The organism is Streptomyces sp. NBC_01591 (assembly GCF_035918155.1).
GTDB lineage: Bacteria > Actinomycetota > Actinomycetes > Streptomycetales > Streptomycetaceae > Streptomyces.
The window spans coordinates 7,374,297-7,394,706 of sequence record NZ_CP109327.1; the positions used below are offsets into that span (position 1 = coordinate 7,374,297).

At 71.4% G+C, this 20,410-nt stretch carries 26 protein-coding genes; 14 read left to right on the forward strand and 12 right to left on the reverse strand.

From position 1 onward, the window contains the following. Nucleotides 1–6 precede the first annotated feature (6 nt). The gene (locus tag OG978_RS34115) at nt 7–1,062 is read right to left on the reverse strand and encodes a lipoate--protein ligase family protein (protein ID WP_326768915.1); all 1,056 of its coding nucleotides are present in this window, start codon (nt 1,060–1,062) and stop codon (nt 7–9) included. A gap of 238 nt (nt 1,063–1,300) precedes the next feature. Between OG978_RS34115 and OG978_RS34120 the strand changes: the two genes are divergently transcribed. Both OG978_RS34120 and OG978_RS34125 read left to right on the forward strand, forming a co-directional pair. After that, on the forward strand, nt 1,301–1,675 hold the full coding sequence (locus OG978_RS34120) for a hypothetical protein (protein WP_326768916.1): 375 nt from the start codon (nt 1,301–1,303) through the stop codon (nt 1,673–1,675). Beyond that, nucleotides 1,672–2,091, forward strand: coding sequence for a nuclear transport factor 2 family protein (locus OG978_RS34125; RefSeq protein WP_326768917.1), 420 nt, complete (start codon nt 1,672–1,674; stop codon nt 2,089–2,091). The genes OG978_RS34120 and OG978_RS34125 overlap by 4 nt, the downstream gene beginning before the upstream one ends. Nucleotides 2,092–2,121: 30 nt before the next feature. Here the strand turns inward: OG978_RS34125 and OG978_RS34130 are convergent, their stop codons facing one another. From OG978_RS34130 to OG978_RS34145, 4 genes are all read right to left on the reverse strand, one after another. Next, on the reverse strand, nt 2,122–2,379 hold the full coding sequence (locus OG978_RS34130; protein WP_326768918.1) for a twin-arginine translocase TatA/TatE family subunit: 258 nt from the start codon (nt 2,377–2,379) through the stop codon (nt 2,122–2,124). Continuing rightward, complete coding sequence (locus OG978_RS34135) at nt 2,379–3,413, reverse strand: sporulation protein (RefSeq protein ID WP_326768919.1); 1,035 nt, start codon at nt 3,411–3,413, stop codon at nt 2,379–2,381. Before OG978_RS34135 ends, OG978_RS34130 begins: the two co-directional genes overlap by 1 nt. A gap of 304 nt (nt 3,414–3,717) precedes the next feature. After that, nucleotides 3,718–4,692 carry an electron transfer flavoprotein subunit alpha/FixB family protein gene (locus OG978_RS34140; RefSeq protein ID WP_326768920.1) on the reverse strand — a complete coding sequence of 325 codons (975 nt, stop codon included), beginning with the start codon at nt 4,690–4,692 and terminating at the stop codon, nt 3,718–3,720. 67 nt (nt 4,693–4,759) lie between these two features. After that, nucleotides 4,760–5,545, reverse strand: a complete 786-nt coding sequence (locus tag OG978_RS34145) for an electron transfer flavoprotein subunit beta/FixA family protein (protein WP_326764081.1) — start codon at nt 5,543–5,545, stop codon at nt 4,760–4,762. Between the two features lie 144 nt (nt 5,546–5,689). Between OG978_RS34145 and OG978_RS34150 the strand changes: the two genes are divergently transcribed. The 4 genes from OG978_RS34150 to OG978_RS34165 all read left to right on the forward strand — a co-directional run bounded on the left by OG978_RS34150 (nt 5,690) and on the right by OG978_RS34165 (nt 9,769). Continuing rightward, a complete protein-coding gene (locus OG978_RS34150; RefSeq protein ID WP_326770248.1) occupies nt 5,690–6,379 on the forward strand; it encodes a TetR family transcriptional regulator in 690 nt (229 codons plus the stop codon). A 102-nt stretch (nt 6,380–6,481) separates the two neighbouring features. Further along, entirely contained in the window at nt 6,482–6,865 is a 384-nt protein-coding gene (locus tag OG978_RS34155) for a Zn-ribbon domain-containing OB-fold protein (RefSeq protein WP_326768921.1), read from the forward strand. Nucleotides 6,866–7,072: 207 nt separating this feature from the next. Further along, complete coding sequence (locus OG978_RS34160) at nt 7,073–8,878, forward strand: gamma-glutamyltransferase family protein (RefSeq protein WP_326768922.1); 1,806 nt, start codon at nt 7,073–7,075, stop codon at nt 8,876–8,878. A gap of 63 nt (nt 8,879–8,941) precedes the next feature. Beyond that, entirely contained in the window at nt 8,942–9,769 is an 828-nt protein-coding gene (locus OG978_RS34165) for an inositol monophosphatase family protein (protein ID WP_326768923.1), read from the forward strand. 13 nt (nt 9,770–9,782) lie between these two features. Here OG978_RS34165 and OG978_RS34170 read toward each other — a convergent pair whose 3' ends face one another. Beyond that, nucleotides 9,783–10,646 (reverse strand): SDR family NAD(P)-dependent oxidoreductase, encoded by an 864-nt coding sequence (locus tag OG978_RS34170; protein ID WP_326770249.1) that lies wholly within the window; start codon nt 10,644–10,646, stop codon nt 9,783–9,785. Between the two features lie 54 nt (nt 10,647–10,700). Here OG978_RS34170 and OG978_RS34175 point away from each other — a divergent pair, with 54 nt between their 5' ends. Beyond that, a complete protein-coding gene (locus OG978_RS34175) occupies nt 10,701–11,165 on the forward strand; it encodes a MarR family winged helix-turn-helix transcriptional regulator (protein ID WP_326768924.1) in 465 nt (154 codons plus the stop codon). Nucleotides 11,166–11,232: 67 nt separating this feature from the next. On the opposite strand, the gene OG978_RS34180 is transcribed toward OG978_RS34175, so the two are convergent. Then, nucleotides 11,233–12,024, reverse strand: a complete 792-nt coding sequence (locus tag OG978_RS34180) for a nucleotidyltransferase domain-containing protein (RefSeq protein ID WP_326770250.1) — start codon at nt 12,022–12,024, stop codon at nt 11,233–11,235. Nucleotides 12,025–12,183: 159 nt separating this feature from the next. Between OG978_RS34180 and OG978_RS34185 the strand changes: the two genes are divergently transcribed. Together OG978_RS34185 and OG978_RS34190 are read left to right on the forward strand one after the other, a co-directional pair. Then, nucleotides 12,184–13,599 carry a phytoene desaturase family protein gene (locus OG978_RS34185; RefSeq protein ID WP_326768925.1) on the forward strand — a complete coding sequence of 472 codons (1,416 nt, stop codon included), beginning with the start codon at nt 12,184–12,186 and terminating at the stop codon, nt 13,597–13,599. 26 nt (nt 13,600–13,625) lie between these two features. Further along, complete coding sequence (locus OG978_RS34190; protein ID WP_326768926.1) at nt 13,626–14,162, forward strand: O-acetyl-ADP-ribose deacetylase; 537 nt, start codon at nt 13,626–13,628, stop codon at nt 14,160–14,162. A 90-nt stretch (nt 14,163–14,252) separates the two neighbouring features. Here OG978_RS34190 and rpsR read toward each other — a convergent pair whose 3' ends face one another. The 4 genes from rpsR to rpmG all read right to left on the reverse strand — a co-directional run bounded on the left by rpsR (nt 14,253) and on the right by rpmG (nt 16,168). Then, the gene (gene rpsR / locus OG978_RS34195; RefSeq protein WP_326768927.1) at nt 14,253–14,489 is read right to left on the reverse strand and encodes a 30S ribosomal protein S18; all 237 of its coding nucleotides are present in this window, start codon (nt 14,487–14,489) and stop codon (nt 14,253–14,255) included. Nucleotides 14,490–14,563: 74 nt separating this feature from the next. Continuing rightward, nucleotides 14,564–15,718, reverse strand: coding sequence for a CobW family GTP-binding protein (locus tag OG978_RS34200; protein ID WP_326768928.1), 1,155 nt, complete (start codon nt 15,716–15,718; stop codon nt 14,564–14,566). Further along, on the reverse strand, nt 15,718–15,972 hold the full coding sequence (locus tag OG978_RS34205; protein ID WP_326768929.1) for a type B 50S ribosomal protein L31: 255 nt from the start codon (nt 15,970–15,972) through the stop codon (nt 15,718–15,720). The genes OG978_RS34200 and OG978_RS34205 overlap by 1 nt, the downstream gene beginning before the upstream one ends. A 31-nt stretch (nt 15,973–16,003) precedes the next feature. Beyond that, nucleotides 16,004–16,168 carry a 50S ribosomal protein L33 gene (gene rpmG / locus OG978_RS34210; RefSeq protein ID WP_326768930.1) on the reverse strand — a complete coding sequence of 55 codons (165 nt, stop codon included), beginning with the start codon at nt 16,166–16,168 and terminating at the stop codon, nt 16,004–16,006. A gap of 66 nt (nt 16,169–16,234) precedes the next feature. Between rpmG and rpmB the strand changes: the two genes are divergently transcribed. From rpmB to OG978_RS34230, 4 genes are all read left to right on the forward strand, one after another. Further along, nucleotides 16,235–16,471, forward strand: coding sequence for a 50S ribosomal protein L28 (gene rpmB, locus OG978_RS34215; protein ID WP_326768931.1), 237 nt, complete (start codon nt 16,235–16,237; stop codon nt 16,469–16,471). After that, nucleotides 16,472–16,777, forward strand: coding sequence for a 30S ribosomal protein S14 (gene rpsN, locus OG978_RS34220; protein WP_326768932.1), 306 nt, complete (start codon nt 16,472–16,474; stop codon nt 16,775–16,777). Nucleotides 16,778–16,951: 174 nt separating this feature from the next. Continuing rightward, nucleotides 16,952–18,424, forward strand: coding sequence for an AlkA N-terminal domain-containing protein (locus OG978_RS34225; protein WP_326768933.1), 1,473 nt, complete (start codon nt 16,952–16,954; stop codon nt 18,422–18,424). A gap of 19 nt (nt 18,425–18,443) precedes the next feature. Next, the gene (locus OG978_RS34230) at nt 18,444–18,968 is read left to right on the forward strand and encodes a methylated-DNA--[protein]-cysteine S-methyltransferase (protein WP_442817785.1); all 525 of its coding nucleotides are present in this window, start codon (nt 18,444–18,446) and stop codon (nt 18,966–18,968) included. Between the two features lie 90 nt (nt 18,969–19,058). Here OG978_RS34230 and OG978_RS34235 read toward each other — a convergent pair whose 3' ends face one another. Next, the gene (locus OG978_RS34235) at nt 19,059–19,643 is read right to left on the reverse strand and encodes a TMEM165/GDT1 family protein (RefSeq protein ID WP_326768934.1); all 585 of its coding nucleotides are present in this window, start codon (nt 19,641–19,643) and stop codon (nt 19,059–19,061) included. Between the two features lie 335 nt (nt 19,644–19,978). Between OG978_RS34235 and OG978_RS34240 the strand changes: the two genes are divergently transcribed. Beyond that, on the forward strand, nt 19,979–20,383 hold the full coding sequence (locus tag OG978_RS34240) for a (2Fe-2S) ferredoxin domain-containing protein (protein WP_326768935.1): 405 nt from the start codon (nt 19,979–19,981) through the stop codon (nt 20,381–20,383). Nucleotides 20,384–20,410: the final 27 nt, after the last annotated feature.

Consider the following 20,410-nt stretch of genomic DNA (forward strand, 5'->3'; position numbering starts at 1 on the left):
CCGGTCTCACGGCACCCGGGCGGTCCATTCCGCTGTGCCGAATTTCGTCCGCACCAGATCCTCGGCCCGCGCCATCTCCTCGTCCGTCACCTTGCCCCGGGTGAGGCCGTGCCGGGTGCGGAAGGAGTCGATCATCCGCTCGATGACGGCCTCGCGCGCCAGTCCCGTCTGACGGCGCAGCGGGTCGACGCGCTTCTTCGCGCTCTTGGTGCCCTTGTCGGAGAGCTTCTCCTTGCCGATCCGCAGCACCTCCAGCATCTTGTCGGCGTCGATGTCGTACGACATGGTCACGTGGTGCAGGACGGCACCTTCCCCGCCGACCACCCGCTTCTGGGCGGCGCCCGCGATCTTCCCGGCGTCCGTGGCGATGTCGTTGAGCGGCTGGTACCAGGCCCTGATGCCCATCTCGCCGAGCGCACCGAGCACCCAGTCGTCGAGATAGGCGTAGCTGTCAGCGAACGAAAGACCGGAGACGAGGGCGTCCGGCACCGAGAGCGAGTACGTGATGGTGTTGCCCGGCTCCACGAACATGGCCCCACCGCCGGACACCCGGCGCACGACCGTGACGCCGTGGCGTTCGGCGCCTTCCGGATCGACCTCGTTGCGCAGGGACTGGAAGCTGCCGATGATCACGGCGGGGGAGTCCCACTCCCAGACCCGGAGCGTGGGCGGGCGGCGTCCCGCGGCGACCTCGGCGGTGATGACCTCGTCGAGGGCCATGTGGAGCGCGGGTGACTGCGGCGCCTCGTGGATGAGCTGCCAGTCGTAGTCGCTCCACTCGGTGGCGTGCGCGAGCGCCCGGCGTACGGCGACGGCGACGCCCTCGGAGGTGAGGCCGAGCATCACGGTCGAGGCGGGAAGAGCCGCGTCGATCCGGGCGGCGAGACCGGCGGTGTCGGTGTTGGCCGGTGCGCCCTCCAGCGCCGCGTCGATCGCGAGGATCGCCTCGTCGGGTTCGAGGAAGAAGTCCCCGGCGACCCGTACGTTGCGCAGTGCCCCGCCCTCGACATCGAGATCCACCACGACGAGCTTGCCGCCGGGGACCTTGTACTCACCGTGCACAGCCTTGCCTCCACATCCGCCCGACCGCTCTACGAATCGGTACCGAACACCCATAACGCCACCACTGTGCGGTTTAGTTCCCGCGCTCACCGTGACGGACGCGCTGTCCGGCCCTGCGGGGCGCCGGGCAGGGAGCCCCGGACGGTCGCCGCCAGGCTCAAGGCATGGGCCCCACGCGCCGGCCGGTTCGGGCACACTGGGCCGCGATCGTTCGGCTGAAGGCACGGGGGTGGGGATCGTGGACGAAGAGCAGTCGGTTCCGCGGGCGGAGAACCCCGGCGATCGGGCAGCACGGGCGTCGGCACCGGACGGACTCCGCGAAGCGACACTGATCCGGACGTTGCCGGGGGTCTTCTCCAGGGGCATGGTCGCGATCTCCCCCGACGGGCGGCTCGGCCTGTGCGGCGGGGGCGGTCCGGCACGGCTGTGGGACCTCACCACCGGCATCCTCCTTCGGGAGTTGGGGGTCGACGGCGCGGGCGACGCGGGCCTCTGGACCGACGGGCGGCACGTGGTGGCGAGCCCGCCACACCGCGCGGCCCCGGCCTCCGCCCGCCCTTACCTCCGACGTAATCGACGCTCCGTCAGCGTCCCGGCAAGCTGGGCCACATGAAGCCCAACACCACCGCGGACGCCACCCGCGCCACCGTCCAGAAGTTCCTCGACCTCCGCCTCGCCGGGGACACCGAAGGGCTCACGGCGCTCTTCGCCGACGACGTCGACTGGCTGCTCGCCGAGAACCCCGTGGTCCCCTGGATCCGGCCCCGCTCCACTGCCGCCGAATGCGCCGTCCAGTTCACGGAGTTGACCGAGCACACCGTGCCCGAGGACTCCCGGGCGTCCATCGACACCTTCCTCGTCGACGGAACCGACGCCGTCCTGATGGGGCACCTCTCGGGGACCGTCCGCGCGACGGGAAAGTCCTTCGAGGGCCCCTTCGCGCTGCGCCTCACCGTCGAGGACGGCCGGATCACCCGGCACCACCTGTACGAGAACAGCCTGTCGATCGCCGAGGCGTGCACTCCCTGACGGTGTGGACGCCGGCCGGTCCGGCGCTTCTCAGGTGCGGCCTCGAGGCTGTTGCGCCGTATCCGGCTTCGGGTCCCCGGCATCCTGCCGGCCGACGGTCTCGCCGCGAATCACACGAGGCGTCCCCGAGTCCCCCTCGGGGCTCTGCGTCTCCTTCATCGCCTTCGCCTCGGCCTTGAGGATGCGGGCCGACTTGCCCGCGGAACGGGCCAGGTCGGGGAGCCGCTTGGCACCCAGGACGAGTACGACCACGATCAGGATGATCGCGAGCTCGCTGATTCCGAACATCAGTCGTCACCGCCCTCGTCATCGTTGTCGTCCTCGAAGAAGTCCCCCACCTCGTCCACGGCTTCGGCGGCGACCATGCCTCCGACGACGACGCCGACCGCGAGCCCGGCCGCGCCCACCGCGACGGCCGTGCCCAGGCCCGGACCGGAGCGGTGACCGCCGTCGTGATGGTGGTCCTCGTGGTGGCCGTGACCGGGCTCGTGACCGTGGTGCTCGGCGTACGGATCGCCGTGTCCGTACGCCGAGCCCGCCGCGTACGCGGAGCGGTGCTCGATCAGCTGCCGGAGCCAGCCGTCGACGAGCGCCCGCCAGTCCTGATGGTGGATTCCGTCGTGCGCGACCGTGAACCGGGTGAGCGCATCGTGCCCGCCGGAGTGGAGCCCACCGCGTCTGTCGGCCTCCAGGACCACCTCCATGCCGCCCGCGGTGGCGAGGAAGGTCACCTCGATCTCGTTGACCGCGTGCGCGTACTGCGGCGACGGGGTCAGCTCGATCTCCTGGTAGAAGGGGAGTTGCTGGCCGGTGCCGCCGATGCGGCCGTACTCCAGATCCGCGGAATCGAAGCCGAAGCCGAGCTGCCCGAACGCTTCGAGGATCATCTCCTGCACCGGCAGCGGGCCCACCGCGAGCCGATCGAGGTCGCCCTTGTCCTTGGCCCCGGCGACCGACAGCTCTGTGCGTACGCCGAGCACGATGCCCAGGCTCTGCCCGTACAGCTCGGTGATCGGTGTCTCCCATGGCAGCGCGACCGTGAACGGCACGCTGAGCTGCTCGCCCTCGGCCAGCCGGAAGCCGCCGCCGACGGTGAAGCGCTCGAAGACCACGACGTGCTCTTCCTCCCCCTCCTCGCGCTCGGCCTCCACCCGCGCGACGAGTTCCAGCGCGATGTGGTCGATGTCGAAGTCGGCGCTGCCGCCCTGGAGATGGACCTGGCCGGACAGCGGACCGCCGGGAGCGGCTGCCCCGGTGGTGAGGACGGTGTCGACGGTGGGGCCGCCCACGCCGAGCGAGCCGAGCAGTCGTTTGAACACCATTGAGGCGTTCACTCCCTTACGTGCGTACGAGGGGTACGGGCGAGCACGGGAGTGCCAGGGGCGGCTCCCGTGCTCTACAGACGTGTAGAGCATAGGGCCGGCGACGAGGGTTCCGGAGTCGCGAGGGCTCGGTGGGCGGGAAAGTCCGAAAAGGATCACTCAGGTGGACCGGGTAGCTGCTTGACGTGCGCGTTTTGCCGTGCTTTTACCATGTGCTGCGGTGATCGGGAACGGTGCGGGGCCGTGTGGTGCACACGCACCACACGGCCCCGGACCGTCGAGAGGGTTGCGGCTCGGCCGCGGGTCAGCCCTTGCGGGAGTTGACCTCTTCGGTGAGCTGGGGGACGACCTGGAAGAGGTCGCCGACGACGCCGTAGTCGACGAGGTCGAAGATCGGGGCCTCGGCGTCCTTGTTGATCGCGACGATCGTCTTGGACGTCTGCATGCCCGCCCGGTGCTGGATCGCGCCCGAGATGCCCGACGCGATGTACAGCTGCGGCGAGACGGACTTGCCGGTCTGCCCGACCTGGCTGGAGTGCGGGTACCACCCGGCGTCCACCGCGGCCCGCGAGGCACCGACGGCCGCACCGAGGGAGTCGGCGAGCGACTCGATGAGGTGGAAGTTCTCCGCACCGTTGACACCACGCCCGCCGGAGACGACGATCGCGGCCTCGGTCAGCTCCGGACGGCCCGTCGACTCCCGCGGCGTCCGCGAAGTGACCCTGGTCCCCGTCGCCTGCGCCGAGAACGACACCTCCAGCGCCTCGACCGCACCCGCCGCCGCACCCGCCGCCGCAGCCGCCTCCACCGGAGCCGAGTTCGGCTTCACCGTGATCACCGGAGTACCCCGGGAGACCCGGGACCTCGTCGTGAACGACGCCGCGAACGCGGACTGCGTCGCGACCGGACCCTCCTCACCCGCCTCGATGTCGACCGCGTCGGTGATCAGACCGGAACCGATCCGCACCGCGAGACGCGCCGCGATCTCCTTGCCCTCCGCCGACGACGGCACCAGCACCGCCACCGGCGACACCACCGCGTACGCCGCCTGCAGCGCATCCACCTTCGGCACGACCAGGTACTCCGCGAACTCCGGAGCATCCACCGTCAGCACCCTCACCGCACCGTGCTCCGCCAGCACCGCGGCCGTACCCGCAGCACCGGCACCCACCGCGAGCGCGACCGGCTCACCGACCCGACGCGCCAGCGTCAAAAGCTCCAGCGTGGGCTTGCGGACCGCACCGTCCACGTGATCGACAAGAACAAGAACTTCAGCCATGGGACTTCAATCTCCTGCGAGTAGCAAAGAAGGGAAGAGGAACAGAGGGACCGGAACCGGAACCCGATCAGATGAACTTCTGACCCGCGAGGAACTCGGCCAGCCGACGCCCGCCCTCACCCTCGTCCTTCACGATCGTGCCCGCGCTCCGCGCCGGACGCTCCGCAGCCGAATCGACCACCGTCCACGCACCCGCCAGACCCACCTCGTCCGCCCCGATCCCCAGATCCCCCAGATCCCAGGACTCCACCGGCTTCTTCTTCGCCGCCATGATCCCCTTGAACGACGGGTAACGCGCCTCACCCGACTGGTCCGTCACCGACACCACCGCCGGCAACGACGCCTCCAGCTGCTCGGACGCCGTGTCACCGTCACGACGCCCCCGCACCACACCACCCTCGACCGACACCTCGGACAACAACGACACCTGCGGAACACCCAACCGCTCCGCCAGCAACGCCGGAACCACACCCATCGTGCCGTCCGTCGACGCCATCCCGGAAATGACCAGGTCGTACCCGGCCTTCTCCACCGCCTTCGCCAGCACCAGCGACGTACCCATCACATCACTGCCGTGCAGACCGTCGTCCTCGACATGAACAGCCTTGTCCGCACCCATCGACAACGCCTTGCGCAACGCGTCCTTGGCATCCTCCGGACCCACCGTCAACACAGTGATCTCCGCATCGTCCGCCTCGTCCGCGATCTGCAGCGCCTGCTCCACCGCGTACTCGTCCAGCTCCGACAGCAGACCGTCCACATCCTCACGGTCCACCGTCAGGTCATCGGCGAAATGCCGGTCACCGGTGGCGTCGGGCACGTACTTCACACAGACAACGATCCTCAAGCTCACGCCGGCTCTCCTACCTGGGTGTGGTTCGTAGGATGACGATATGGCACTCAGTACCCCCTGTAAAGGAACCCGGTGCCAGAATGGGCGTTCCGGTGCTACGTTCCCGGCATGACTGACTCGAGCAGGCCGGCGAAGAAGACCCCGATGCGTGAGGTGCTCGCCGAGGCGGCATTCCAGCTCTTCCTGGAGCGGGGCTTCGAACGGACCACGGTGGACGACATCGTGGCGCGGGCCGGGGTCGGGCGCCGGTCGTTCTTCCGGTACTTCCCGTCCAAGGAGGACGCGGTCTTCCCGGACCATGAGCGGTGCCTCGCCGACATGACCGCGTTCCTCGCGGAGGCCGGCGACGTCGAGCCGGTGGACGTGGTGAGCGACGCGGCCAGGCTGGTGCTGCGCATGTACTCCGCCAACCCCGAGTTCTCCGTCCAGCGGTACCGGCTCACCCGGGAGGTCCCCGGGCTGCGTACCTACGAACTGTCCGTGGTGCGGCGGTACGAGCAGACGATGGCCGGCTATCTGCGCGGCAGGTACGGCGAATCGGGCGACGGGGCGCTGCGCGCCGAGGTGATCGCCGCGTCCGTGGTCGCCGCGCACAACAACGGGCTGCGGACATGGCTGCGTTCGGGCGGTGAGGGCGACGCGGAGGCGGCCGTCGATCACGCCCTCGGGATGGTGCGCCAGGTGTGGGGGAGTGCGGCGGCCGGGAATGCGCCCATGCCTTCGGCCGACGGTGATGTGGTGGTGATGGTCGCCGCGAAGGGCGCTCCGATGTGGCGCGTCGTGCAGCAGATCGAGTCGGCCATCGGGCGGGGCTGCCCACTCGGTCCGGCTTGATCTGGCACTGAGTGTCTTTACGTTTCGGCACTGAGTGCCCTATGGTGCGGACGCGCCGACGCGCAGGTGTGGCGCATCCGAGCCGAGCGCAGGGGGTCGAACATGTCCCATTCGTCAAGTGGCACCGTGCAGACGGTGCATGAGGAAGCCGGCCTGCACTACCACCGGTGCCGCTGGTGCGGCACGGCCTCCTTCCGGAGGCTGCTGTGTCCGGTGTGCGCATCGAGTGATCTGAAGCCCGAACACAGCGCCGGGCTGGGCGTCGTGGTGAGGTCCGGCGTCGTGCACCGCTACACGGAAGCGGCGCGCAACGAGTCCCTCGTCCGGCTCCCCGAGGGCTTCGTGTTCCGCTGCCGCGTCGTCGGCGCCGCACCGCACCTGGTGGCGGCCGGTGCCCGGGTCCGCCCGGTCGCGGGCGGCGACGCGGATGCGGGCGAGGTGGTCTTCGAGCTCTGCGAACCACCCGCACACGACGAGTGGTTCTGATCGTCCTCGTGGTTCCTTCCGTGTGCAGGCCCCTTCGCCCCGGCGATCCTCGCCGGAGGCGGGCCCGAAGCGGCGTCGGGTGATCGATAGTCTGCCCGATGGTCGGGGCGGCGGAGGAGCGGTTCTGAACCGACTGGATTCTCTCCGGGCCGGTCGGTGAGCGTCATCCGTGCCTCCGCATTCGTTCAAGTGACAAGGAGTCAGGGCATGTTCACCACTCGTCCCACTCTCCAGGGCACCTTCGGCATGGTGTCCTCCACCCACTGGCTCGCCTCGCAGTCCGCGATGGCCGTCCTGGAGGACGGCGGCAACGCCTACGACGCGGCCGTCGCCGCCGGCTTCGTACTCCATGTCGTCGAACCGCACCTCAACGGCCCGGCCGGCGAAGTGCCGATGATCCTGGCGCCGAAGGACGGCGAGGTGCGGGTGCTGTGCGGCCAGGGCCCGGCCCCCGCGGGCGCGACCGTCGCCCACTACCGCTCCCTCGGCCTCGATCTGGTCCCCGGCACCGGACCGCTCGCCGCGGCCGTTCCGGGCGCCTTCGACGCCTGGATGCTGTTGCTGCGCGACCACGGCACCCGGACCGTCGCCGAGGTGCTGCGGTACGCGATCGGCTACGCCGAGGACGGCCACGCACCCGTCGAGCGGGTCGGCCAGACCGTGGAGACCGTCCGCGAACTCTTCGAGACCGAGTGGCAGTCCTCCGCCGACGTGTACCTGCCCGGCGGCAAGCCGCCCGGACCGGGCGAACTGTTCCGCAACCCCGCGCTCGCCGCGACCTGGCGCCGGCTGATCGCCGAGGCGGAGGGGACCGGCGGCGCGGACCGGGTCGCCCAGATCGACGCCGCCCGCACCATCTGGAGCGAGGGCTTCATCGCCGAGGCGCTGGTCCGCCAGGCCGCCCGCCCCACCATGGACACCAGCGGCTCCCGCCACACCGGCACCCTCACCGCCGCCGACCTGGCCGGCTGGTCCGCGTCCTACGAGGCGCCCGCCACGTACGACTGGAACGGCTGGACGCTCGCCAAGGCGGCGGGGTGGAGCCAGGGACCCGCCTTCCTCCAGCAGCTCGCCCTGCTCCCCGCCGAGCTGCCGCGGTACGGCAGCGCCGACTACGTCCACCTGCTCATCGAGGGCTGCAAGCTCGCCATGGCCGACCGCGAGGCCTGGTACGGCGACGCCGCCGACGTACCCCTGGACACCCTGCTCTCGGAGCCGTACAACGCCGAGCGCCGTACCCTCGTCACCGCCGAGGCCTCGCACGAGCTGCGCCCCGGCAGCCCGGACGGCCGCACCCCCGTGCTCAGCGTCCACGCCCACGCGGTCGCCTCCGGCGAGACCGGTTTCTTCGCCATGGGCATCCCGACGGCGGGCGTCGGCGAGCCGACCGTCGCCAAGGACGGCACGACCCGTGGCGACACCTGCCATGTCGATGTGGTCGACCGCTGGGGCAACATGATCTCCGCCACGCCCAGCGGCGGCTGGCTCCAGTCCAACCCCGTCGTGCCGGAGCTCGGCTTCCCGCTCGGCACCCGGCTCCAGATGGCCTGGCTGGACGAGGGCCTGCCGAACTCCCTCACCCCCGGCCGGCGCCCCCGCACCACCCTCACCCCGTCCCTCGCCCTGCGCGACGGCGTCCCGGTGATGGCGTTCGGTACGCCCGGCGGCGACCAGCAGGACCAGTGGCAGGTGCACTTCTTCCTGGCCGTCGCGCTGCGCGCCGGAGTCCGCGGCGGACTCGACCTCCAGGGCGCCATCGACGCCCCGAACTGGCACAACGACAGCTTCCCGGGCTCCTTCTACCCGCGCGGGATGCGTCCCGGCAGCGTCACCGTCGAGGAGGGCATGGACCCTGAGGTCGTCGAGGAACTGCGCCGCCGCGGCCATGACGTCACCGTCGGCGACCCATGGTCCGAGGGCCGGATGTGCGCCGTGGCCCGCGACCCGGAGACCGGAGTGCTCTCCGCGGCCGCCAACCCGCGGGGCATGCAGGGGTACGCCGTAGGACGCTGAGCGGCCACTTCCCCGACATGACCAGGTCGTCGGCATCCCGGCGCAACGTGATTGGCTGGGGGCATGATCGATGAATTCCTGGCCGGAGACCTGACCGAGGTCGAGGCGGCGGTACGCGCAGCGGCCGCTGCCGAGATCATGCCCCGCTTCCGGCAGCTCGCCGCGCACGAGATCGTCGAGAAGAGCGGCCCGCACGACCTCGTCACCATCGCCGACCGTCTCGCCGAGGAACACCTCACCGCATCCCTGACCAGGCTTCTGCCCGGCTCGGTCGTCGTCGGAGAGGAGGCGGTCCACGCCGACCCGAAGGTGTACGACGCCCTGGGCGGCGACGCACCCGTGTGGATCGTCGACCCGGTCGACGGCACCCGCCAGTTCGTCCGCGGCGAACCGGGCTTCTGCACCCTGGTCGCCCTCGCCCACCGCGGCGAACTCCTGGCCTCATGGACGTACGCCGCGGCCCTGGACGAGATGGCCATCGCGGTCCGCGGCCGCGGCGCCACGCTCAACGGCAAGCCGATACGCTCCGGCTCACCCGCCCCCGGGGCCGTTCTGCACGTGGCGATGTCGCACCCCGACTACACCACCGACGCCCAGAAGCGCGCCCTGCTCGGCCTGCGCACCGAGGGGATCGAGGCACGCCCCTGCGGTTCGGCGGGCCTCGAGTACCTCGCCATCGCCCGTGGCGACCAGGACGCGGTCGCCTTCAACTGGGAGTACGCCTGGGACCACGCGGCGGGCCTGCTGCTGGTCACTGAGGCGGGCGGCGCCCAGGCCACCCTCTCGGGCGCGCCGTTCCGCATCGCCGGCGGCAACGCCCTGCCGTTCACTGCGGCCCGCGACGAGGAGACCGTCGAACGCGTCCTCCAGGCGCTCCGCGACGGAGCCTGACCGGGACCCCCGGTCAGGCGAGGAGTTCGCGGGTCAGCGCCGCGAGCCGGGCTCGGGCCCGCGGATCGTACGCCTGCTCGTGGGCGGGGGTGTCCGTGAACCGGTCGAAGTATCTGCCGGTGACACCGGACAGGGCCGGGTCGGTGATCAGCCGGACGGTGGGGCGTACGCCCTCCTCCACCGGGAGGGCCGGCGTGAGCCCGTACTCCCGCACGCCCCGGGTGTCCATCAGATGCGCCGGGTGCAGGGCGTTGACCGTGACCCCGCTGCCCGCGATCCGGTCCGCCAGATCAAAGGTCGACATGATCAGTGCGAGCTTGCTGCGGCAGTACGCCTCCAGCCCCTCGTAGCCGCGCTCCATCATGACGTCGTCGAAATCGACGGGCGCCTGGCCGATCGAGGCCACGTTGACCACACGGGCGGGCGCGGACGCGGTGAGCAGCGGCAACAGCTCACGGGTCAGCAGGCACGGCGCCAAGTGGTTCACCGCGAACCGGAGTTCATGGCCCTGGCGGCTCACCTCGCGCCGGAGCGGAGCGGCGCCGCCACCCGCCACGGCATTGTTGACCAGGACATCGAGCCGGGGCTCCCGCTCGCGGACCGCGGCGGCCATGGCCCGGACACGGTCCAGGTCGGCCAGGTCCGCGAGATAGGTGCACACAGTCGCTCCGGACCCGGCCGCACGCACTTCGGCGGCGGCTTCGTCCAGCCGGGCCCGGTCCCGGCCGTGCAGCAGCAGCGTCGCGCCCCGGCGGGCCAGGTCGAGTGCGAGCCGACGGCCCATTCCCTGGGTGGCACCGGTGACCAGGACGGTCTTGTCGAAGGTGGAATCGGGTCGGGCCCCTGCGGCACGGGTCCCGGTGGCGCGGTTCTCCATCGCGTGAGTCTCCATTGATTGAGTTATATCAAGGTCTTGATGCAACATCCAGACTTGACCGATGACCGTGCCTGTACGCTCGCCGCCATGGGAATGACCGCCGACGAACGCCTGGGTGCGGACATCAAGCGCGCGGAGCAGGCACTCATGGCGGCCAAGAGCGCCGCTCTCAAGGACGCGGGTCTCACCGTCGCCCAGTACGCGGCGCTGTTCGCCCTCGCCGACAACCCCGGGATCTCGGGCGCCGCGCTGGCGCGAACATGCCTGGTCACACCGCAGGCGATGGCGGCGGTGCTGAAACACCTCGAAGAGCGCGGCCTGGTCGTCCGGTCGGTGCACCAGTGGCATCAGAAGATGCTGGAGACCCGGCTCACCGAAACGGGCCGCGAAACGCTCCGGCTCGCCGACGAACAGGCGGTACGGATCGAGCGTCGGCTGGCCGACGAGTTCACCCTGGAGGAACGGGACGCTCTGCGAGCCCTGCTCGCGCGCTGCGTCACGGTCATCCGGCAGGACTGAGCGGTCGGGGCGCGGGGCACCCGCACACGGGCCGCCCGGCGAACAGGGCCGGCCCCCCGCCCCCGTCTCAGCCTTCTCCGCCGCCCGCCGCAAGGACCGAGCGAACGTCCCGCACCAGCTCCGCCGCCCGCTCCACCGCCTCCGGGTCCAGGCCCCGCAGCGCCTCGCCGATCCGTTCGGTGTAGTGCGCGGGGGTGTCCGGCAGGGCGGCTGCCGCGGCCGACGCGCCCTTCTCGTTCAGGCACCAGGTGCGGTGGTGGGCATGGAGGGACTGGGTGAGGATGCCGAACGCCCGTGACAGGCACAGCGAGACATGGAGCGTGTCACCGCCGGGAGCCGACTTGCGGGCGGCGTCCACCGAGAAGTCCGCCTCCCAGGACGCTTCGACGAGCGCGGTGCGCAGTGGCTCCGGATAGTTCCGGGTCTCCTGCTGAAGCGCCGTCAATTCCCCTTGGGTATCGGCGAGTACGCGCCCCAGCGCCACCTCGCCGGGGTACGCGGGGGACCAGAACCCGAGCGGGTGCCCGGGCTGCACGCCCACTTCGAAGCGCCCCTCGCGGCAGTCCGCCCAGACCGCCTCCACCCGGTCCAGATCCCGCAGGATCCAGTCCACCGGGACGCCGTCCACCCGCAGCCAGGCCCCGCCGTCGACCCACGGCCCCCATCCGCCGGGACCGGCGACCTCGGCGGGGGAGCCCTGCACCTCGGACGCCAGCGCGGTCAGTGCGGCCACGTCGGGGGAGCCGCGGTAGTACACGCCCAGATCCCAGTCGGAGTCCGGACGGTGGGTGCCACGGGCCCGGCTGCCGCCCAGTGCGACGGCCCGGATGCCGGGCTGTGCGGTGAGCCGGGAGGCCATGTCGGCAATATGGGCGGGCACGGCTGGTTCGCCGGCCGCCCGGGGCGCGGCCTGGGAGTTCGGTGTGTTCATCGCGCGGAGACCATACCCGCGACCGTGCTGTCGGTGCCTCGGAATATCCTGGGTGTCCTGGCCGTCGGCTGACGAAGGAGTCCGAAGGTGCCGTCGATGCTCGATGCAGTCGTCGTGGGGGCGGGCCCCAACGGACTGACCGCCGCGGCCGAACTGGCCCGCCGCGGCTTCGCCGTGGAGGTCTTCGAAGCGGAAGAGACCGTCGGGGGCGGCGCCCGCACCGAGGAGCTCACCCTCCCCGGATTCCGCCACGACCCCTGTTCCGCCGTCCACCCCCTGGGCATCGGCTCACCCGCGTTCGACGCGATGCCGCTGGCCCGGCACGGCCTGGAGTGGCTCCAGCCCGAGCTGGCGCTCGCCCACCCGTTCCCGGACGGCACGGCCGCCGTGCTCACCGGCTCGGTGGGGGAGAGCGCCATGTCGCTGGGGCCCCGGGACGCGGGGGCGTACCGCAGGCTCGTCGCCCCCTACCTCGGCCACTGGGACACCCTCGCCCAGGACTTCCTGCGCACCCCGTGGGACGGGCTGCCCCGTGACCCCTACCGCTGGGTGCGATTCGGTCTCGACGCGCTCCAGCCCGCGTCGCTGCTCTCCCGCCGCTTCAGTGGTGCCAAGGCGCGCGGCCTGTTCGCCGGGCTCGCCGCCCATGCCATCGCGCCCATCAGCGGTCCGGCGACCGGCGGGATCGCCCTGCTGTTCGCGCTGGCGGCCCACGAGAAGGGGTGGCCCGTGCCGCGCGGCGGATCGCAGGCCATCTCCGACGCCCTCGCCTCGTACATACGCGAACAGGGCGGCACGATCCGTACCGGCACCGAGGTCAAGCGTCTCGACGAGCTCCCGCCCGCCCGCGCCTATGTCTTCGACACCTCGCCGACCGCTCTCGCCCGCATCGCCGGGCTGGGCCACGCCTACCGCGGCTACCGGTACGGCGCGTCCTGCTTCAAGATCGATTACGCCTTGTCGGGCCCCGTCCCCTGGACCGCGGAGGACGCCCGGCGGGCCGGCACCGTCCACATCGGCCCCACGGCCGGCGAGATCGACGCCGCGCTGACGGCCGCGGTGACCGGCCGCGACCCCAGCGTGCCGTTCCTGATCACCGCACAGCCCAGCCTGATCGATCCGTCCCGCGCGCCCGAGGGCCGTCATGTCTTCTGGGTGTACGGACACGTCCCGTCGGGATGGGAGGGCGACGCCACCGACGTCATCGAACGGCAACTGGAGCGCTTCGCCCCCGGGTTCCGAGACATGGTGCTCGCCCGCGCGGTGGCGGGCCCGCCCGAGCTCGCGACGCGCAACGCCAACTACGTCGGCGGTGACATCGCGTGCGGCGCGTTCTCCGGCTTCCAGACGGTGATCCGGCCCAAGCTCGCACGTGTGCCGTACGCGACGGCGCATCCGGCGGTGTTCCTGTGCTCCTCGGCCACTCCGCCCGGCCCCGGCGTGCACGGCATGTCGGGCCACCACGCGGCGAAGGCGGTCTGGCGGCGCCTGCGGGCGGCCTGAGGGCCGCACAGGGCATGATGTCCGCCATGCGTACACCCGAGGGCGTCACCGTCACCCTGGTCCGCGGTGACATCACCCAGCAGTCCGCCGATGTCATCGTCAACGCGGCGAACTCCTCCCTGCTCGGCGGTGGCGGGGTCGACGGCGCGATCCACCGGCGCGGCGGCCCGGAGATCCTCGCCGCGTGCCGGGAGCTGCGCGCGTCGCAGTACGGAAAGGGTCTGCGTACCGGACAGGCGGTCGCCACGACGGCCGGACGACTCGACGCGCGCTGGGTGGTCCACACAGTCGGGCCGGTCTGGAGCAGCTCCGAGGACCGCTCCGCACTCCTGGCCTCGTGCTACCGCGAATCGCTGCGCGTCGCCGCGGAGTTGGGGGCGCGTTCCGTCGCCTTCCCGGCCATCTCGACCGGGATCTACGGCTGGCCCATGGACGACGGCGCGCGTATCGCCGTCCGTACGGTTCTGGAGGAGGCCGAGCCGCCCGTGGAGGAAGTGCGGTTCGTGCTGTTCGACGCGCATGCGTACGCGGAGTTCGAAGAGGTACTGGCGGCGCGGGGCTGATCCGCGGGCGCCGCGTGCGCCCGACGGACGGGGAGGGGTCCGGCGAACGCACGCGGCGGGTGCGTGCGGCGTGTGCGTCAGGTGTGCGCGTTACCTGTGCGCGTAGGGCAGCAGGGCCATCTCCCGGGCGTTCCTGATGGCCCGGGCGAGTCGACGCTGCTGCTGAGCGGTGACCCGGGTCACCCGGCGGCTGCGGATCTTGCCACGGTCGGAGATGAACTTCCGCAGCAGCTCGGTGTCCTTGTAGTCGATGCAGGTGATTCCGGCCGCGTCCAGCGGGTTGGGGCGGGGCTTCTGCGGCCGGTGGGGATCGTCGCGTCGTGCCATGTGTGTTCCTTGTGGTCGGAGAGGGTCGGAGAGGGTCGGAGAGGGTCGGAGAGGTGCGGAAGGGGCGGAAGGGGTCAGGAGACCGGGTCGAGCAGCGAGTCGAAGGGGGCCGGGAGCTGTTTCCACGCCTCGGGTCCTGCGGCGTACTCGCTGTCGGTGAGCAGGCAGGAATCGAGGAGCCGGGCCAGCCCGTCCCGGTCGAGGCCGGGAGAGGTGAAGACGAGGTGCTGGCAGCAGTCGCCGTGCTCGGGGTGCCAGTCGAGGGCGGCCGCCGCCCTGCGGACGGGAGGCACCATGTCCCAGGCCGCGTCCGGCAGGGAGGCCAGCCACGGCCCCGCGCTCTCCACGCAGAGCGCACCACCGGCGGCGTCCCAGGCCAGCAGGGTGTCGGGGCGGTCGGCGAGCCAGAAGCGGCCACGGCTGCGTGCGGCCGCACAGCACAGGTCCTCCAGCGCCTCGAAGAGCCGCTCGGGGTGGAAGGGGCGGCGACGGTGCCACACGAGCGTGGCGACCCCCGCCTCGTCCGCCTCCTGCGGCAGCAGCGCGCACGCGGGGTGCTGGGCGGCCGCCGCCGCTTCCACGTCGAAGCCCACGAAGGCGAGCCGGCCCAGTTCGGCCGAACCGGCCGACACCTGACGCGCCGTCGGGTGGAGCTGTGCGAGCAGCGCACGGTCCTCGTCGTCGGCCGCCCCGCTGTCGACGAGAGCGAGCACGGGCGCGTACTCCAGCTGCCGCGCCCAGGTGTCGCCGATGGTCCGCCGGTCCGTGGCTGCCGCCGCCAGACCCGCCTCGGCCAGGTCGTCGCCGTTCCCGAGGCAGGGCAGTACGAGAGCGGGGTCGACGGCGGTCATCACGTTGGTGAGTTCGAGCGCTTCGCCGCCGTGCGCGACGACGACCTCGGCCATCGCCCTGGGCTCCACGGAGTCCCACAGTTCGACGATCGCGAGCCGGGTGGACCCGTCGGCGGCCAGTCGCTCCAGCTCCGGGACCAGGTCCTCGCGCAAGGCGCAGCAGGCGCAGTCGTCGACGAGCGGGGCCTCCCCGCGGGACAGCACACCCGATGCGTCCCGCACGAGGCGCCGTACGGTGCCCCCGGCGGCCGTGGCCAGATCGTGGTGGAGCGCGATGCTGCCGGGGACGGTGCGCAGCAGCCGGTCCACGACCTCCTTGCGCGCGTCGGAGTGGAGCCCGCCGACGATCACGACGGGCAACCGGTCCCTGCCCCGCATCAGTTCGCCCCGCGTCGGCCGTAGCGGCGCTCGAACCGCTCGACGCGGCCCGCGGTGTCCAGAACACGGGCGGTGCCCGTGTAGAAGGGGTGGCTCGCGGAGGAGATCTCGACATCGACGACGGGGTAGGTGTTGCCGTCCTGCCATTCGATCGTCTTCTCGCTGATCGCGGTGGAACGGGTGAGGAAGGCGGAGCCGGCTGCCTTGTCGCGGAAGACGACGGGGCCGTACGCGGGGTGGATTCCGGGCTTCATGGCGGTGTCCTTCTGGGTCGGGCGGGGGAGGTCAGCGTTCTTCGCGGAATTCGATGTGCCTGCGGGCGACCGGGTCGTACTTGCGCAGGACCATGCGCTCGGGGTCGTTCCGGCGGTTCTTGCGGGTGACGTAGGTGTAACCGGTCCCCGCGGTGGAGCGGAGCTTGACGACCGGGCGTACTTCGTTGCGAGCCATGGCGCTACTATATGGCAATGATTTCCATTTCCAACAAGCGGTTCTCCGTGGAAAGCGGGTAACGCCATGTCCGCCCACTGCCAACTGACCGGCGCCCGGCCCGGATTCGGCAACAACATCTCCCACTCGCACCGGCGCACCTCGCGCCGCTTCGACCCCAACATCCAGCGCAAGAGGTACTGGCTGCCGAGCGAGGGCCGGCACGTCCGGCTGACGCTCAGCGCCAGGGCGATCAAAACCGTCGACAACATCGGGATCGAGGCGGCCGTCGCCCGCATCCGTGCCAGGGGAGTGAAGGTCTGAATGGCCAAGAAGAGCAAGATCGCGCAGAACGAGAAGCGCAGGGCGACCGTCGAGCGGTACGCCGCCCGTCGCGCCGAGTTGAAGGAGGTCATCCGTCGGCCGTCCGCCACGGACGCCGAACGCCGGGCCGCCGTGGAAGAGCTCCGGCGCCAGCCGCGCGACGCCAGTGTCACCCGGGTGCGCAACCGGGACAGCGTGGACGGGCGGCCCCGTGGGTACCTGCGGAAGTTCGGCCTGTCCCGCGTCCGCGCACGCGAGCAGGCCCATGCCGGATTCCTGCCAGGGGTCACCAAGTCATCCTGGTGACAGTTGAGTTGATGTACGCGGTCCGTCCGGCGGTGTGACCCGGCGGAGCCCCGGTGGCCACATCGGCCCAGGCCCACCGGGGCGTTCCGTAGGAGGTCGAAGAAGTCCTGGCAGCGCGACGTCGATGTCGGATTCTCGCCAGCCCTCGGACGCCGGGTGGCGGATGCTTGAGCCATGTACACCGACACCGAGCGCTGCGTACGGGCCGTCCAGTCCAAGGACGCCCGCTTCGACGGCTGGTTCTTCACGGCAGTCCTGACCACCCGGATCTACTGCCGCCCCAGCTGCCCGGTCGTTCCGCCGAAGGTCGAGAACATGACCTTCTACCCCAGCGCCGCAGCCTGTCAGCAGGCCGGATTCCGGGCCTGCAAAAGGTGCCGGCCCGACACCAGCCCCGGCTCCCCGGAGTGGAACGCCCGAGCCGACTCCGTAGCCCGCGCGATGCGACTCATCCGGGACGGTGTCGTCGACCGCGAGGGCGTCCCCGGACTCGCGGCCCGGCTCGGCTACTCCGCCCGGCAGATCGAGCGCCAGCTGCTCGCCGAGCTCGGCGCCGGTCCGCTCGCACTGGCCCGCGCGCAACGCGCCCAGACCGCGAGGCTGCTCATCGAGACGACCGAACTCCCCATGGCGGAAGTGGCGTTCGCCGCCGGGTTCTCCTCGATCCGTACCTTCAACGACACCGTCCGCGAGGTCTTCGCGCTCGCCCCGGGCGAGCTGCGCAGCCGCGCCGCCCGGTCCGCGACACCCCCGGCCACACCGGGAGTGATAGTGCTGCGGCTGCCGTACCGGGCCCCGCTCAACCCCAGCAACCTCTTCGGTCACCTCGCCGCGACCGCCGTCCCCGGCGTCGAGGAGTGGCGCGACGGCGCCTACCGCCGCACGCTCTCCCTGCGGTACGGACACGGTGTCGTCGCGCTCACCGCACACCCCGACCACATCGCCTGCCGCCTCTCCCTCACCGATCCGCGCGATCTCACCCTCGCGATCAGCCGCTGCCGCTGGCTGCTCGACCTGGACGCCGACCCGGTGGCCGTCGACGAGCAGCTGTGCGCCGATCCGCTCCTCGCCCCGCTGGTCGGCAAGGCGCCGGGCCGGCGGGTGCCGCGTACCGTCGACGGCGCGGAGTTCGCCGTACGGGCGGTGCTCGGCCAGCAGGTCTCGACCGCCGCCGCCCGCACCCACGCGGCCCGTCTGGTCGCCGCGCACGGCCTGCCCGTCGAGGACCCGGAGGGCGGCCTCACCCACCTCTTCCCGGACCCCGGGGCGCTCGCCGGACTCGACCCCGAACAACTCGCCCTGCCGCGCAGCCGCCGCACCACCCTCACCACACTCGTCGGCGCACTCGCCGACGGATCGCTGCGGCTCGGCACCGACACCGACTGGGAGCAGGCGCGGGCCGAACTGACCGCCCTGCCCGGCTTCGGCCCCTGGACCGTCGAGGTGATCGCGATGCGGGCGCTCGGCGACCCGGACGCCTTCCTCCCCACCGACCTCGGCATCCGGCGCGCGGCCGAGGAGCTCGGCCTCCCCTCGACACCGGCTGCGCTCACCGCCCGCGCGGCCGCCTGGCGCCCCTGGCGGGCGTACGCGGTCCAGTACTTGTGGACCGTGGACGACCACCCCATCAACCACCTGCCCACCTGAGGAAGTCGGAAGTCCAGCCATGACAGCGATGCATCCGCATACGGCCACCCGCCGGCACACGGTCGTCGACAGCCCGTACGGTCCGCTCACCCTCGTCGCCACCGACGGGGTCCTCGCGGGCCTCTACATGACCGGCCAGCGGCACCGCCCGCCCGAGGAGACCTTCGGTGAACCCGACCCGCGGCCCTTCACGGAAGCCGTCCGCCAACTCGACGCCTACTTCGCCGGGGAACTGCGCACCTTCGATCTGCCGCTGCGCCTGGACGGCACCCCGTTCCAGCGCAGCGTCTGGGCGCAGCTCCGGCTGATTCCGTACGGCGAGACCCGCTCGTACGGCGAACTGGCCGAGAACCTCGGCAAACCGGGCGCCTCACGTGCGGTGGGGCTGGCCAACGGCAAGAACCCGGTGGGCATCATCGTCCCTTGCCACCGCGTCATCGGCGCCTCGGGGGGTCTCACCGGCTACGGCGGCGGACTCGACCGCAAGCAGCGGCTGCTGGCCTTCGAGAACGGTACGGAGGACGACACTCCGGCACTCTTCTGACGCCGCCCGTGCCCACGGACGCGAAAACGGGCCCGGACCACTCAGGTCCGGGCCCGTCCACGCGTCGGGGAGTGCCGTACGGGCGCCCCGTCAGCCGGTGAAGATCTCCACCAGGGTCCAGATCGCCAGCCCCAGCATGCAGATCCCGCCGATCCGCTGCACCGTCTTCAGCGGCACGCGCTTCGCGATGAAGCGCCCGGCGAGCAGTGCCAGCGCCGAGACGGACATCAGGGCGGCCGCGGACCCGATCGCCGTGGACCAGGTGCCGTTGCTCGCGGCCAGATTGGCCGTGGTGATCTGGGTGAGGTCGCCCCACTCGCTGATGAAGACGGCCATGAACGCGGTCGAGTAGACCGGCCAGAAACCGGTCACCGTCTTCGTGCCGCCGTCCTCGTCGTCCTCGTCGCCGCCGGAGCGCAGCAGCATGAAAGCCCCGAACGCGAAGAGGGAAGCCGAGACGAGCTTCACGATCCAGTCGGGCAGCAGCCCGATCAGGCTGCCGGCCCCCACGGCGATGGCGACGTGGACGATGAACGCGGACGACGTACCGAACCAGACGTACAGCGGTCGCATGCGGGTGCCCATGGCGAGCGACGCGAACATCGTCTTGTCGGGGAGCTCCGCAAGGAAGATCAGCCCGAAGGCGGTGAGAATCGCCAGGGGGTCGAGGTGCATTCCGGGTGGCCTTCTGTGAGAGCCGGGCTCCGGGCCTTCGCGAAGCGCCACTCGGGCTTCCGGAGGACCACTCGGCCCGGCATGACGTCAGCGCCCACGGATGCGGGCGTGTCATACCTGACCGAAGGTCTCGCCCGCCCGCGGACATCCACGAGCCCGGCCACCGGGAACCCGGGGGTTCCAGTGTGTCGACGACCGGTTTGCGGGGCTACTCCCCTTCGCAGCCATCAACTGTACCCCACCCGCTCATGGGGGAGATCAGATGTTCGACCCGTTGGAGGAGATCGGTACAGTCCCATGGTGATCATCCGCGCAGTCACCGGAAGCGTCCCCGTATGAGCCGCCGCACCCGAAGGGCAGCCCCCGCCCAGGGCACGCCCCGGCCCACCGTCAGCGTCTGCCGCGGCTGCTGCTGCGGGACGCCCAAGATCCCGGCCGTGGACCATGCCGGCCAGCTCGCCGAGCTGCGCCGGTCGCTCGGCGAGGTCGCCACGGTACGCGCCGTGGAGTGCCTGGACGCCTGCGAGCAGGCCAATGTCATCGTCGTGCAGCCATCGGCCGAGGGCCGCCGTGCGGGCGGCCGCCCGGTCTGGCTCGGCCTGGTCAACGACCCGGACGCCGTGACGGACATCGTCGCCTGGGTCGAGGCGGGCGGTCCGGGGCTGGTGGACCCGCCGGAGATCCTCGACCTGTACACGTTCCGGCCCTCGCGCCGCATACAGCAGGAACTCGACCACTAGGCCGTGTCCGTAAGGTCCCGTCTGGCT

Coding starts and splice junctions, on each gene's coding strand:
- rpsR (WP_326768927.1), bottom strand. CDS start 14,489: ATGGCACGACGCGACGATCCCCACCGGCCGCAGAAGCCCCGCCCCAAC.
- OG978_RS34200 (WP_326768928.1), bottom strand. CDS start 15,718: ATGCGGGGCAGGGACCGGTTGCCCGTCGTGATCGTCGGCGGGCTCCAC.
- OG978_RS34180 (WP_326770250.1), bottom strand. CDS start 12,024: ATGGCCTCCCGGCTCACCGCACAGCCCGGCATCCGGGCCGTCGCACTG.
- OG978_RS34160 (WP_326768922.1), top strand. CDS start 7,073: ATGTTCACCACTCGTCCCACTCTCCAGGGCACCTTCGGCATGGTGTCC.
- OG978_RS34150 (WP_326770248.1), top strand. CDS start 5,690: ATGCGTGAGGTGCTCGCCGAGGCGGCATTCCAGCTCTTCCTGGAGCGG.
- OG978_RS34135 (WP_326768919.1), bottom strand. CDS start 3,413: ATGGTGTTCAAACGACTGCTCGGCTCGCTCGGCGTGGGCGGCCCCACC.
- OG978_RS34235 (WP_326768934.1), bottom strand. CDS start 19,643: ATGCACCTCGACCCCCTGGCGATTCTCACCGCCTTCGGGCTGATCTTC.
- OG978_RS34240 (WP_326768935.1), top strand. CDS start 19,979: ATGAGCCGCCGCACCCGAAGGGCAGCCCCCGCCCAGGGCACGCCCCGG.
- OG978_RS34190 (WP_326768926.1), top strand. CDS start 13,626: ATGCGTACACCCGAGGGCGTCACCGTCACCCTGGTCCGCGGTGACATC.
- rpmB (WP_326768931.1), top strand. CDS start 16,235: ATGTCCGCCCACTGCCAACTGACCGGCGCCCGGCCCGGATTCGGCAAC.
- OG978_RS34225 (WP_326768933.1), top strand. CDS start 16,952: ATGTACACCGACACCGAGCGCTGCGTACGGGCCGTCCAGTCCAAGGAC.
- OG978_RS34170 (WP_326770249.1), bottom strand. CDS start 10,646: ATGGAGAACCGCGCCACCGGGACCCGTGCCGCAGGGGCCCGACCCGAT.
- OG978_RS34165 (WP_326768923.1), top strand. CDS start 8,942: ATGATCGATGAATTCCTGGCCGGAGACCTGACCGAGGTCGAGGCGGCG.
- OG978_RS34230 (WP_442817785.1), top strand. CDS start 18,444: ATGACAGCGATGCATCCGCATACGGCCACCCGCCGGCACACGGTCGTC.
- OG978_RS34205 (WP_326768929.1), bottom strand. CDS start 15,972: ATGAAGCCCGGAATCCACCCCGCGTACGGCCCCGTCGTCTTCCGCGAC.
- OG978_RS34155 (WP_326768921.1), top strand. CDS start 6,482: ATGTCCCATTCGTCAAGTGGCACCGTGCAGACGGTGCATGAGGAAGCC.
- rpsN (WP_326768932.1), top strand. CDS start 16,472: ATGGCCAAGAAGAGCAAGATCGCGCAGAACGAGAAGCGCAGGGCGACC.
- rpmG (WP_326768930.1), bottom strand. CDS start 16,168: ATGGCTCGCAACGAAGTACGCCCGGTCGTCAAGCTCCGCTCCACCGCG.
- OG978_RS34130 (WP_326768918.1), bottom strand. CDS start 2,379: ATGTTCGGAATCAGCGAGCTCGCGATCATCCTGATCGTGGTCGTACTC.
- OG978_RS34140 (WP_326768920.1), bottom strand. CDS start 4,692: ATGGCTGAAGTTCTTGTTCTTGTCGATCACGTGGACGGTGCGGTCCGC.
- OG978_RS34125 (WP_326768917.1), top strand. CDS start 1,672: ATGAAGCCCAACACCACCGCGGACGCCACCCGCGCCACCGTCCAGAAG.